Source organism: Hyphomicrobiaceae bacterium (genome assembly GCA_041397645.1).
GTDB lineage: Bacteria > Pseudomonadota > Alphaproteobacteria > Rhizobiales > Hyphomicrobiaceae > Hyphomicrobium_B.
Genome location: JAWKWE010000004.1, coordinates 26,960 through 40,350, shown reverse-complemented (window position 1 = coordinate 40,350; position 13,391 = coordinate 26,960). Strand labels below are relative to the sequence as shown.

General features: G+C 58.4%; 6 protein-coding genes. 5 read left to right on the top strand and 1 reads right to left on the bottom strand.

Annotated elements, in window-relative coordinates; genetic code table 11:
• Nucleotides 1–486: a hypothetical protein gene (locus R3D51_00240; protein ID MEZ5897898.1), complete on the bottom strand. Its 486-nt coding sequence runs from the start codon at nucleotides 484–486 to the stop codon at nucleotides 1–3.
• 122 nt (nucleotides 487–608) lie between these two features.
• Here R3D51_00240 and R3D51_00235 point away from each other — a divergent pair, with 122 nt between their 5' ends.
• The 5 genes from R3D51_00235 (at nucleotide 609) to R3D51_00215 (ending at nucleotide 13,315) form a co-directional block, all read left to right on the top strand.
• Complete coding sequence (locus tag R3D51_00235; protein ID MEZ5897897.1) at nucleotides 609–995, top strand: antitoxin Xre-like helix-turn-helix domain-containing protein; 387 nt, start codon at nucleotides 609–611, stop codon at nucleotides 993–995.
• Between the two features lies 1 nt (nucleotide 996).
• A complete protein-coding gene (locus R3D51_00230; GenBank protein MEZ5897896.1) occupies nucleotides 997–1,710 on the top strand; it encodes an RES family NAD+ phosphorylase in 714 nt (237 codons plus the stop codon).
• Between the two features lie 32 nt (nucleotides 1,711–1,742).
• Nucleotides 1,743–5,102 carry a TM0106 family RecB-like putative nuclease gene (locus R3D51_00225; GenBank protein MEZ5897895.1) on the top strand — a complete coding sequence of 1,120 codons (3,360 nt, stop codon included), beginning with the start codon at nucleotides 1,743–1,745 and terminating at the stop codon, nucleotides 5,100–5,102.
• Nucleotides 5,103–5,759: 657 nt separating this feature from the next.
• A complete protein-coding gene (locus tag R3D51_00220) occupies nucleotides 5,760–8,459 on the top strand; it encodes a helicase-related protein (protein MEZ5897894.1) in 2,700 nt (899 codons plus the stop codon).
• Nucleotides 8,456–13,315: an N-6 DNA methylase gene (locus R3D51_00215; GenBank protein ID MEZ5897893.1), complete on the top strand. Its 4,860-nt coding sequence runs from the start codon at nucleotides 8,456–8,458 to the stop codon at nucleotides 13,313–13,315. Before R3D51_00220 ends, R3D51_00215 begins: the two co-directional genes overlap by 4 nt.
• Nucleotides 13,316–13,391: the final 76 nt, after the last annotated feature.

The window sequence follows — 13,391 nt, the reverse complement described above, 5'->3', positions numbered from 1 at the left end:
TCAGCCCTCAACGCGCTTGTCGGGAACGAACTCTAAGCAGACGCCGCAGGCGCAGTACCCGACGAGCTCGCTCAGCGGCGTGTCGGAGGCCGGCCGGTCGTGTCCGCCGCACACCTGCAGGACGTGCTCCGCGGCGTCCGTCGGCGCCATGTGCAGTTGCTTTCCCGCCCACTCCTTGACGCGCTTGAGCGGCGTACCCGGCGGGAACGGGTGGCGTAGCACCTGATCGAGATAGTTCAGGGTGACATCGATGTGCCGGCACTTGCTGACGTGAATCAGGGTGCCGGGTTTGAGCTCTTGGAAGCGTCGAGAGGGTTCGGCCGGCTGGTCGTCCTCGTCGAGGAAGACCAAGGAGTCCGGTCCGATGGCCACGCCGGCTGCCCGCAGCGATTCGAGCAGAGTGTGGCCGTCGAGCGGCACTTTGAGGTCGGCTTCATGCAGGGCGTTTTCGCCGTGAACATGAACGAATACAGGCACTTGAGACATTGGCTTCTCCTATAGATTTGGACTAAATGTATCGCTTAGTCTCAATTTAGACTTAAAGCCATGTCTGGACTTCGTCAACATAAAAGTCTAAAATGGGACTATCAGGAGGAGCCATGGATGTGATGACCAAAGCAGCGGCAAAGCAGGCCGACACCGACAACAGCGCAGAGTTGCGGGGTTTTTTCGGGATCGCAGAGAAGTGGGGGCTATCGACGGAGCAGCAGATCAGTCTGCTCGGAGCGCCGCCGCGATCGACCTTCTTCAAGTGGAAGAAGGACGGCGGCGCTCTCTCCCAAGATACGCGTGAGCGAATCTCTCACGTCGCGTCGATCTACCGGTGCCTCCGACTTCTGATTCCGGATGACGCGCTCGCACACGAGTGGATCAGGAGGAAGAACGCGGCCCCGATATTCGGGGGCAAGAGTGCGCTCGAGTTCATGATGGCGACCGGTTCGATCGTCGAGATCTACAAGGTGCGTGCGTATCTGGATGCGCAGCGAGGCGGGTGAGATGGATGATGATATCCCCAGCAAGCATGTTTCATGGGGGAGAGCCTGCCGGCTGATACCGTCGCGGTTTCCGCCGGTGGAGCTGTACGAGCCTGTCGCCGACCAGAAGGGCCGAGAGGCACTCAAGGCGCTTGAGACGCTGACCAACCCGCGGCTGTCGCCCGACGGCGGCGTGGGCGACTTCCTGCGCCCGGATGATCGGCACGTAATGCAGCCATGGTTGGTCGCGCCATTCGCCTATCTCGATCCAGAGCCGACGCCGTACTCCGATGGAAGCTACGGCGTTTGCATCGTTGCGGAAACCGAGAAGGGCGCCCTTGCGGCGGCCGTGCAGCGTCGAGAGGCGTTCATGCGCGCGACCGCCATGCCGCCGATGAGACTGGATATGCGGCAGCTGGTAACGCCGGTCTCGGCGACGCTGCACGATCTTACTAACTGGCCACGCGTCGGGGACAGCGCAGAGACGCGACGCATTTGTCAGAAACTGCGCGAACAGGGCTCGTACGGCGTGCTGCTGGCGAGCCCGTTCCGTGTGAGGGAATCGACGGCAGTGCTGTTCCGGCCGACCGCGATGGCCCGGGCTACCCAGGCCAAGCACTACTGCTTCGTATGGGACGGCTCGCGCATCAGCGGCATCTACGACTACTCCGACCAGACCGAGCAAACATTCGATCCGGCGACTTTGATTACATTGGGAGCCAAGGCGGCAGCATGACGTGGTGACGGGGATAAGGCGGGGAGAGGGACGTGAGGAACACGGCAAGCGGTCTGCTGTTTTCGGCCAGTGATCTGGTGACGTTCATTGGGTGCCGCCATGCGACGTGGCTCGACGCCACGGCAGCAAGGGGCGGTCCGCGACCTCCCGACATCGTTGACGCGCAGACCACGCTTCTGCAGCAGCGGGGCCTTGAGCACGAGCGGGCCTATCTGCGGGAGCTCGGCGAGGCTGGCCTTACGATCGAAACGATCGCGCCAGAGGGTACCGTTGACGAGCGCGCAGCCGCCACGCGGGAAGCGATGAAGCGGGGCGCCGATATCATCTATCAAGGAGCACTTATTGATCGCCCCTGGCATGGTTACTCCGATTTCCTTCGCAGAGTTGAGGTGCCTTCGCTGTTGGGCGGGTGGAGCTATGTCGTGATCGACACCAAGCTCGCGCGCACGGCGAAAGCGAGTCACGCGGTGCAGCTTGGTGTTTATGCGAAGCTGCTGAAGTCAGATCAGGGCGTGTTGCCCGGAACGCTGCATGTCAAGCTCGGGGATGGTTCGGAAGCATCGCTGAAAACCAGTGATTGCTATGATTACATTGGGGCCGCGATGCAGCGGTTCGAGCAGTTCGTCGCGGAGCCTCCGGCGGCCTCCGAGCCGGAGCCGTGCGCACAATGCCAGTACTGCCATTGGGCGACGGTGTGTGAAGCACACTGGATCGAGACGGACCATTTGAGCGGCGTCGCCAACATGCGTTCGACGCAGGCGCGGTACCTCCGTGAGGCGGGGATATCGACGATGGCGCAGCTGGCGTCGCTCAAGATCGGCGCCGTCAAGGGCCTGGCGCCGGCGATCGTCGAGCGTCTCGGTCAGCAGGCGCGCCTGCAGGTGGCAAAGCGTAACGATGGACAGGACCGGTTCGAGATTCTGCCGACGGAAGCAGGTCGCGGGTTCTGCCGGATGCCAAAGCCGAACCCTGGGGATATGTTCTTCGACATGGAAGGCGATCCTCTCTATCCGGGAGGGCTCGAGTATCTGCTCGGATTTTTGACCGGCACCGCGGACAAGGCGGTGTTCACGCCGTTCTGGGCGCATGACCGGGCAGAAGAGAAGCGGGCGTTCGAGCAGGCCGTTGATTTCATCGTGGAGCGGCTCGGAGCGCATCCGGCTGCGCACGTCTACCATTACGCATCCTATGAAGCCTCGGCGCTCAAGCGCTTGTCGACCCTGCACGGGACCCGCGAGGCCGAAATCGACGATCTCCTGAGGCGCGGCAAACTCGTGGACCTCTATCGGGTTGTGGCGGAGGGCGTGCGAGTCTCCGAGCCGCGCTACTCGATCAAGAACATGGAAGTGTTCTATATGGAAAAGCGTGCCGGCGAGGTGAAGACGGCTGGCGAGAGCGTCGTCATGTACGAGCGGTGGCGCGAGTTGCAGGACGCCACGCTGATAGCCGAGATCGCCGAGTACAACCGGATCGACTGCGTCTCGACGATCATGCTGCGCGACTGGCTCCTCCGCATTAGGCCGGCGACAGCAGGCTGGTTCGTGCGTACAGCGTCCGGCGAGGACCGGAGCAAGACCGACAAACGCGAGGCAGCAGAACAGCGTACCGCGGAATTGAGTGAGCGGCTGCACCGGTCGTCTGATCCGTCGGCTGCGGTGCTGGCGGATCTACTGGAATTTCACCGGCGCGAGGCCAAGCCCGATTACTGGGCCATGTTCGATCGGCAGTCGCGGCCTGATGAAGATCTGATTGACGATGCCGAATGTCTCGGTGGTCTGGTCGCCGCGCCGGTCGCGCAGGGCGTGGCCGACAAGCAGTCTCTGGTGTTCACTTATGACTACCCCGCGCAGGACACGAAAATCCGGGAGGATGATAAACCGCTGCTTGCGGATTCGCTCGAGCCGGCCGGGGAAGTCGCGATGCTCGACGAGAAGGCGCGGCGCATCCAGCTCAGGCGCGGCAAGAAAGCCGGGGCGCTGCCGCATACGCTCTCGCTGATCCCGAGCGGTCCTATCAACACAAAGCCGATCAAGGAAGCCATCTTCCGCGTGGCAGAGGCTGCATGTGCGGGCGGCGGTGACTATGCCGCCGTGAGGGCGCTTGTTGCGAAGGCGGCGCCCCGCCTGTCCGGCGGCAAGACGCTGGCGGGCCTCGCCGGAGATCCGCTCGCACGGGCCGTGGAGGCCGTGCAGGCACTCGATGAGAGCTATCTCGTCATGCAGGGACCGCCGGGCGCCGGCAAGACCTATACGTCGGCACGGGCGATCGTCACGCTGCTGCAGGCGGGCAAGCGCGTCGGCGTCGCTTCGAACTCCCACAAGGCCATCAACAAGCTTCTGGAAGAGATCGAGGCGGTCGCGCTTGCGAAGGGCTTCGCGTTCCGCGGCATCAAGAAATCAAGCAAGGAAAGCCAGTCCTTCAGCGGCATGTACGTGGGCAATACGACCGACAATGCAGACGTGGCGGGGCACCAGCTGATCGCAGGAACCGCGTGGCTGTTCAGCCGGACAGATCTGGATCGCACGCTCGATTATTTGTTCGTCGACGAGGCGGGGCAGGTGTCACTCGCCAACGTGGTTGCAATGGGCACAAGCGCGAGGAACATCGTGCTGGTCGGCGATCAGGCGCAGCTCGGTCAGCCGATCAAAGGCACCCACCCTGGCGAATCCGGATCGTCGGCGCTCGAGTACGTGCTCCGCGAGCACGCGACCGTGCCGGATGATCTCGGCATATTCCTGCCGGCCAGCCGGCGCATGCATCCTAACGTCTGCGGGTTCATATCCGAGGCGTTCTATGACGGCCGCTTGGAAGCGGCAGCCGGCAACGAGCGGCAGGGCATCGTCATGGGGTCGGGAGCGCACGCGGCAATTAAGGCGTCGGGTCTTTCGTTCGTCAATGTCGAGCATACCGGCTGCGGTCAGCGGTCGGAGCAGGAAGCGGAGGTCGTCAACTGGCTGGTAGATAGCTTGCTGGAGCAGGAATGGTCGGATCGGGACGGGAACAGGCGCAGGCTCACGCTCGACGATATCGTAATCGTCACGCCCTACAACATGCAGGTGGCCTGCCTCGAAGGCACGTTACCGGCTGACGCGCGCATCGGCACCGTGGATAAATTCCAGGGGCAGGAAGCCCCGGTGGTCATTGTTTCGATGACGACCTCGAGCGGCGAGGAGATGCCTCGCGACCACGAATTCCTGTTCAGCCGCAATCGTCTGAACGTGGCGATCTCGAGGGCACAGGGACTTGCCATCTTGGTCGCGAGCCCACGGCTGTTGGCGGTGCCCTGCAAGACGATAGGCCAGATGAAGCTGGTCAATGCGCTTTGCTGGGCCAAGACATATGCGCAGCGCGTTCCTGCAGACGATCAATTGAGTGGACATCGCGCGGCGTGACCCGCGAGGAGCACCCTGCTCTTGCTGTCCCGAAATTACTCCGAGGCAGCTGAGAATCGCACCTAGCGCGTCCTCGCCCATGGCAATGATTCCAAATACCAAACACTGCGCAGTTCAGCGTTCATAAATTGCACCCAACGATTGCAATCGGTCGCTCTCGACGTATGCTTCGCGTGGGGATCGGATCATGCGATCAGACAAGCTCACGAGAAATGAAGTCTTCGAGAAGGTGTGTCGGTAAGTAATCCCGCTCTACCAGCGCTCCTACGTTCTGAAGCAGGAAGAGCAATTGGAGCCACTGTCGGAAACGGACATCATCAATCGAGGCGAGACACTTTTGAGCGAGCACTGGCGATCTGGCCGAAACCCGTAGCGGACAATTGAAGAGGCACATGGATGAGTCTTGCGATCCCGACGCCGGGCGCCCTCATTAGAGTCCGATCTTCGACCTGGAAGGTCTCGGGACACGAACGTCGGTCGGGAGGCCACATCGTTTCATGCCGCGGCATTGCTGGAATCGTAAAGGGCAAGTCCGCCCGGTTCGTCTTGGAACTTGAAGCTGATTACGAGTTACTCGACTCCGCGAAGGTCAAGCTGGTCCCTGACACTTCCCGTGGGTTGATTGACACAAAACTTTTTTTGGAATCAGCGTTTCGCTTGACCCCGACGACAGCTGCCCGACCCCTTACCTTCGGCAGAGCTGCTATCGACGATCTGGAATTCCAGCACGTTCCCGTAGAGATGGCCCTCGCTCAGGACCGTGTGCGGCTGTTGATCGCTGATGACGTTGGCCTTGGCAAGACCCTGGAAGCGGGTCTGATAACCGCAGAGCTTGTGCTTCGCGGACGTGCTAACAGGATTCTTGTCGTCACAACCCGATCAACGCTGAGCCAATTTCAAAAGGAATTTTGGACACGGTTTTCCATTCCCTTGTCGCGCTTGGACAGCGCCGCAATTCGGAGAATGCGCACTCAAATTCCAGCTCACTACAATGTTTTCGACCAATTTGATCGGTCTATCGTGTCAATTGATACCCTCAAACAAGATAGTCAAATCCGTGCCGCGATTGAGCAATCCAACTGGGATCTCATCATCATCGACGAAGCCCACAACGCGGCAAAGCGTGTCCGATCAGGATCGGAACAAAGTCTTCGTTCGCGTCTCGCCAAGCTGCTATCTCGCAAAGCAGACTCTTTGCTCCTGTTGACGGCGACTCCCCATGACGGATCGCGTGAGAGCTTTGCCAGTCTGATCGAGATGCTCGATCCCACCCGCGTCCCTCAGCCCGAGGAGCTGCAAAGACAGGACATCGAAGACTTAGTAGTCCGTCGATTTCGCTCATCTCCAGAGGTCTTGGCGGTGATGGGAAAGAATGTCCCCCCGCGAGAGCTGCACCGCAGAAGATTCCCCCTCGGTGGGAAGGAAGCAAAAGCTTACAGCATGATCGCTGAATTGAAGCTCGACCTGGACGAAGACAACCCGCGAACGAGAGCGATTGACTTATTCCGTACAACTCTAGCAAAAGCGATATTTTCGAGCCCTGCTGCATGTCTCGAAACGGTAACCGGAAGACTGTCGCGAATTCGGAACGGAACAGCCAGGGGCACAGAGGCGGATCGCCTAAAACTTGAATCGTTAGCTGCTATTCTTGACTCAATTGCACCAGGTGAATTTCAAAAATACAACAATCTACTTCAGCTTCTGAGAGAGTTAAAGTGGACCGGGAAGGATCCAAGGGACCGACTTGTCATCTTTTCCGAAAGAATTCGGACTGTGGCATGGTTGAAAGAGCGACTCAACGCGGATCTCGGTCTCGATGATGGAGCAATCGGCCGGATAGACGGCGGAAGCGTCGAAGCGGAGGAAGACGCGCGACACCTTCTCGAAGCGTTTGAAAAAGAGAAATCGCCAATCCGAATCCTAATTGCCTCCGACATGGCGTCTGAAGGGTTGAACTTGCATTTCCAGAGCCACCGCCTGATCCATTTTGATCTGCCTTGGTCGCTACTTCGGTTTCAGCAGCGGAATGGACGGATCGACCGGTACGGTCAGGACCGTGCGCCTCAGATTTATTACTTCGTAGGCGAAAGCAGCGATCCGAAGGTTCGCGATATGTGGGTTTTGGAGAAGCTGGTTGAGAAAGATGCAGCTGCGCAAAAAGGTGTCGGCGACCCTGCTGTCTTCCTCGGTGCAGGAGACGCAGATCTCGAGGAAGAAGTCGTTGCTCGAGCCGTCAGCTCCGGTGTCGGCGCCGAGGCCTTTGAGAACGAGATGAACGACCGCGCGGAGAGCATCGAGAACGAACTTACAATCGATGACGAATTCGACGCACTCTTCGGAGACTACAGCGGGGTCGACCACTCAAGTACGGGCACTGACATCACTACGATACCTGAAGGTGCGCCACCTAGGCTATTTACGGACGCCTTTGACTACGCCCGCGTCATGCTTCAGCGGTTGGCTGAGCCAGAGGAAGGCATTTTCAGCACCGCGCCCGCGATTGAAGATGCCAACCGACTCATCCGGATGCGAATACCGGCGGATATGATGAGTGACGGAGGCCTAGGATATACCAGGACTGACGAAGTCGATGATCGCTATATGCCGGTCGAGGCTGTCGGCAACGGAGGCATAATCGAACTCACCGATCGCACCGACGTGATCAACACCGCGATCGAAAACGCCAAGACCGAAGAGCGCAGCTGGCCGACCGTCCAGTATCTATGGGATGGGCATCCGATCCTCGGTTGGTTTGGCGATCGGGCCGAGACATTTTTCCCAGAGCGCACGGCACCGCTGTGCGGATTGCGCGGTCGCCTCGGGGATCGAGAGGTGGCGGTATTGCTGCATGGCGCAATACCGAACGCGATGGGAGCGCCAATTGTAGACCGTTGGGCCGTCGTGTCTGTGGTCGATGGCATCGTCAAGCAGCTCGAGACGGTCGATGAGTTTACAGCCCGAGTAGGGTTGGCCGGCAACACGCCAAACAGCGGCGCGGCTGACCCAAGACTAGCAAGCGCGGCGCTCTCAGTCGCTGTTGATGCCTTCCAGTCGCATCTCGTCAATCATCGCAAAGCGAGAGCTACTGAGATTGAGGCGTCCTTGCAAAGGACTCTGGGGCGCCTTGCCGAATTCGAAGCGCGATTCAAACGGCAACTTGAGCTCAAATTTGCCGACGTCCCCAACGATGGAAGTGAGCTCAACGCCATGCAGAGGCGCCAGAAGGCGCGGAGAGATACGAGGGCGATTGAGATCGACCAACTGTTCGAGGATTGGGCCTCTTGGTACGAGCGGACCCGTCGCATGGTGGATGATCCCAATCCATTCGTTGAGATAAAGGCGGTGTTTGTCGGATGACCATGGATCTTACCGGCATTGAAAATGAAGCCGAGTTCTTCCCGGCAGGAGCCCTTTCGGCGTCACTCCAAGAAGAGCTTCGCGAAATTGCGGCGCGCTGGCTACGAAAGGACGATGAGGTAAGTCCAATCGAGCGTCTGTCTCGCTGCGCAGACTCCTACCTCGCCTTACTTCGGCAGATCCGTAATACGAAGGACGACGCGCGCCGGATCGAACTGCGCACCGAGGCGACCCATGCCTTAGTCACAGCTCTTGGCTACGAATACAAACGTCTCCGCAAGCAGACCGCAATGGATGGAGACACCTTAGTTCCGTGCCTCTCAGTGGTCGCTGACGAGGAGGGCCGCGATGCGGCGTGGCTTCTCGAGGCCCCTTTGGAAGGAGCATCCGATGAGGCGTCTGATCCTCTTGGAGGATGCTTTGAGCCCGATCAGTTTCCCGAAGACGAACGCGAATTCGCTGAGACCAGTCATGCAATAGAAGAAGTCCTTGGTGATGGGATCTTCGGACTTCGAAATGCCCCTCGCTACGTGCTGGTGATGGCACTTTCCCAACTCGTGCTGATCGATCGCCACAAATGGCCAGCACGATCCGTCTTGCGCTTTGACTTGCAGGAGATTTACTCACGCCAGGATCGCGACACGCTGGCAGTCATGGCCTGCTTGATCTCTCGTGAGGCTCGCGTACCACGACAGGGCATCCCGATTGCTGATCGGATCGAAGAGGAAGCACAGCGCAACGCCAATGCCGTCACGACGTCGCTCAAGCGTACGGTGCGCGACGCCATTGAGATCCTTGGCCAAGAAGTGCTCGATGTCACTGGCGGGAAATACCCGTCGGGGCCGCGCAAGAGCGTTTGGATTGAAGGTCCTGAGCTGTCCCTCGAATGTCTGAGGTACATGTACCGCCTGCTATTCCTGTTCTACGCTGAAGCCAACCCTCGTCTGAATATCCTTGATCTCAAGGATCCGGTATATGCGACGGGCTACAGTATCGAGGCGCTTCGCGAGCTAGAGTCCGTCAGACTCCGCACCCCCGTTGAGAAGAACGGAACCTATCTCTGGCAAAGCCTGCAACGCACCCTCACGATGCTGTACGCAGGCAACAGCACGGCAATGCGCCTCCCAGCCGTCAAGGTATCGCTGCTCGATCCTGAGAGCACGCCGATCCTGAGTGAGATAAACCTACGCAACGAGGCCGTCCAGAAGGTCATCCGACTGCTCTCGCTCAAGCAGTCTCGCAGCGGGACGGCACGCATCTCCTACGCCAAGCTCGGCATTGGCCAGCTCGGCGCGGTCTATGAGACGCTCATCTCATTCACTGGCGTCGTCGCTAAGCAAGATCTCATCGAGTTGCGGCTAAAGACCGGCCGCGGAACGTCGAGTTCGGACGAGGACACTGAGTCCGCAGACGATCAAGATCAGGAAGATTCGGAAGCAATCGATGCTGACGATGACATGGATGACGCGCTAGAGGACACAGAGGACGCCGAAGACGAGACCATATCGCGAAGGGACAAGATCGACTTCCTTGCACCAAGCTATTTCGTTCCACGTAGTCGCGCAGTCGAGTTCCGTCCCGAGGAAATCGTCTTCGACGGTGCTGAAGCCCGAGTCTACAAGAAGGGCACATTCATCTACCGGCTTGCCGGACGAGATCGCGAAAAGTCCGCCTCGTACTATACACCAGAGCCCCTCGCTCGGCTGTTGGTCAAACACGCGCTGCTAGAGCGCTGCAAGGATCTCACTACCGATGAGCTCCTAGACCTCAAGATACTCGAGCCCGCGATGGGATCAGCGGCGTTTCTTGTGGAGACGACCAATCAGCTCGCCGACCTCTACCTGGAGCGAAAGCAGAAGGAAGTCGGCAAGACCATTCCTCAGGATCAGATCATCATAGAGAAGCAGAAGGTTCGCGCCTTCATCGCAGACCGCAATTGCTTCGGTGTCGACCTCAACCCTGTGGCAGTCGAGCTTGGCGCAATCTCTCTGTGGCTCAACAGCCTCCATGCCAGCGAATTCACGCCTTGGTTCGGCGACCAGCTCCATGCTGGCAACTCGTTGATCGGCGCACGCAGAGCGTCCTATCCCGCTACTCTCATGACCGCCCGTAAGAAGGATGATCTCTGGCTCAACCAGGTGCCGCAGGAGATCGGCTGGAAGTCTCGCTTGCCCGAGGGTCATATTTGGCAATTCTTGCTGCCCGCAAAGGACATGGCCAAGTTCGACACCGACAAGTCGATCACCGAATTTGCGGACGCGGCCCAGCAGTCGATCAAGGCCTGGCGCAAGGGTGGCTTCTTTGACAAGCTCGAGCCGCACGAGACTAAGCTTCTGCAGAAGCTGAGCCGCATTGTCGAGGAGCTGTTCGACATTGTGGCGGCCGATCTGGCAAGAAGCCGAGCATCCTCGAACGACGCAATCACGCTCTGGCCCGATAAGCGCTTTGCAGGTGTCGAAGGGCTCGACTTCCACGAAAAGGCACGAAGGCTCAGCCGCCTCGTGGGCGCCGATCACGCCACGAACACCTTGCCCTACAAGCGGCTCAAGACGGCCATGGACGCCTGGTGCGCCCTGTGGCTCTGGCCGCTCGATAAAGCCGACAAGCTGCCAAGCCGCCCTGAATTCTTGCAAGGCATGGCCATGATCCTAGAGGGTGGCTTCATGCCAGACGGCTCCCTCGCCGCTCCGAGCATGGCTGAGTTCGTCGATACAGTGCCCGACTTCTTTGACGCGCTGGAGCCAGACGCACCCGCTGCCAACCTATTCAAGGCCGCCGCACGGAAGCAAAAGCACGACCTGTTCCGCGAAACCGATGTTGATTCATTGGTTCAGGAAGTTGACTGGCTCGGCGTTGCCGTCGATGTCGCTAAAGAAGCACGCTTTGTCCATTATGATCTGATCTTCGCCGATATCCTCAAGGAGCGGGGTGGTTTCGATATCATTGTCGGGAATCCTCCGTGGTCCAAGCCATCTTGGAACGGCGGGTTGGTGCTTGCAGATATCGACCCCTTCTACGCTAATTTTTCTGCGGCAGATGCCAGAAGAGTTTTGCCCGAGGCGCTGCAGAAGGCCAAAGGGCACCAGCGATTTCTTCATGAATTCGTGCTCACTCGGGGAGCAATGGAGGTTACGTCATCGGCGGTGATGCATCCATTTGCTGGGGGTGGATCGAACAATCTTTATAAGTGCTTTATTGACCTGTCGTTCCGACTTATGTCTGAAGCTGGGAATATCTCAATGATTCATCAGGACAGCCATCTGACTGACACTCAAGAGGCTGCCGGCTTTCGAGGTCATTGGTACCATCGCATTATCTCCCATTTTCATTTTAGAAACGAGCTGAAATCAAAGAATTTTTCAGAGATAGGGAACACGCGGGAATTCTCGCTCAATTTATATGGAGCCCCGAAGTCAGAGATAAAATTCACCAATGCAGCAAACATGCTCCTTGCGTCTCAGCTTGCGGAGAGCTTGCTGCACGATGGCGCGGGCGAGGTCCCATCGTTAAAGAACAGAAGCGGAAAATGGGAGATTAAGGGCCACAAAGACCGAATTACGATTTTAGATGACCACTACCTCAGAGCCATTAGTCGGGCACTCGGTGAGCTAGGAAGCTATGCCTCCTGCAAGCTCATCCCACCGTTTTCGACAAAGATAGCTGCCGCAATCGCCATTATATTCAAGAACCCAACGTTGTCTCAGAATAATTTGGAATGGCAGGTCTCGACTATGTGGACGGAGGGCGCTTCTGTGACAGCGGGCGTTCTCGAGCGCCGCACGGACTTCCCCGCAGACATTTCAAAAGCCGTCTTGTCTGGCAGCATGCTGTTTGTTGGGAACCCACTTTACAAAGCGCCGAGAAGAAATTGCCGAAATCATCGCGATTTCGAATCTATCGATTTAAACAATGCGCCCGACGACTTTGTCCCGCGCACTAACTATCAATACGTTGAGCAGGGAACAACGTCTCAACCAAGATTAAAATGGGATTCAACGAAAAGCTACTCTTCGCTTTATCGCATAGGTTTGAGGAAGATGATGGGGCAGAACGGAGAGCGGACGCTTTCCGGGGCCCTGATCCCGCGAGAAATCGGTCACATCGACGCTATAGTTAGCGCAGCGTTTCGAACGGACGACGACTTGCTCACGGCCAACGCTCTTTGGCTATCTTTGCCGTTCGACTTTCTGATCAAGGCCACCAATCGACAAAACTTATACGGGCCAGATCTAGGGATGCTGCCTTGGGTCAAGATTGATGAAACGGCTCTGCATCGTGGTTTGCGATTGGCTTGCCTAACTGTGCCATACGCCGAGCTATGGGACAGAAATGCTGCCAGTCTTCACGTTAAAGATTGGTCGTCCACTGACCCACGCCTTCGCGTCGATGGTGTGGCTGAAGGCCCCGCAACTTGGGACCGCACGGCCGGCCTGCGCACCGAGTTCGCCCGCCGCATGGCTTTGGTCGAGATCGACGTGCTGGTCGCCCAGGCTCTCGGACTGACCGTCGACCAGCTGCTCGAGATTTACCGGATCTACTTCCCGGTCCTTCAGGAGAACGAGGCTGGCACTTGGTATGACCACAACGGACGCATCGCTTGGACTTGCTCCAAAGGCCTTCCCGGCGTCGGTTATCTCGAAGATGGGAAAAGCCCGAGCCGCAAGCGATGGGAGCAGATCCTTGAAAGCGGATGTACCAAACTTGAGTGTCAAGCCGTCGTCGATTTCATGCCAGGCGGCCCGCAGACCGTGACCCGAACATTTGAAGGCCCCTTCGACACCTGCGATCGCATCGAAGACTACAAGCGAGCCTGGGCGTATTTCGAGGCAGCGAAAGAGCAGGAGGCAGCGGCATGAACGCGAATCTCCTGCATGCTCATCCTTCCTGTGACGCTCGAAAACAGTCTTCTGAAGTAATATCGGCCCACATGAG

Coding starts and splice junctions, on each gene's coding strand:
- R3D51_00235 (MEZ5897897.1), top strand. CDS start 609: ATGACCAAAGCAGCGGCAAAGCAGGCCGACACCGACAACAGCGCAGAG.
- R3D51_00215 (MEZ5897893.1), top strand. CDS start 8,456: ATGACCATGGATCTTACCGGCATTGAAAATGAAGCCGAGTTCTTCCCG.
- R3D51_00230 (MEZ5897896.1), top strand. CDS start 997: ATGGATGATGATATCCCCAGCAAGCATGTTTCATGGGGGAGAGCCTGC.
- R3D51_00240 (MEZ5897898.1), bottom strand. CDS start 486: ATGTCTCAAGTGCCTGTATTCGTTCATGTTCACGGCGAAAACGCCCTG.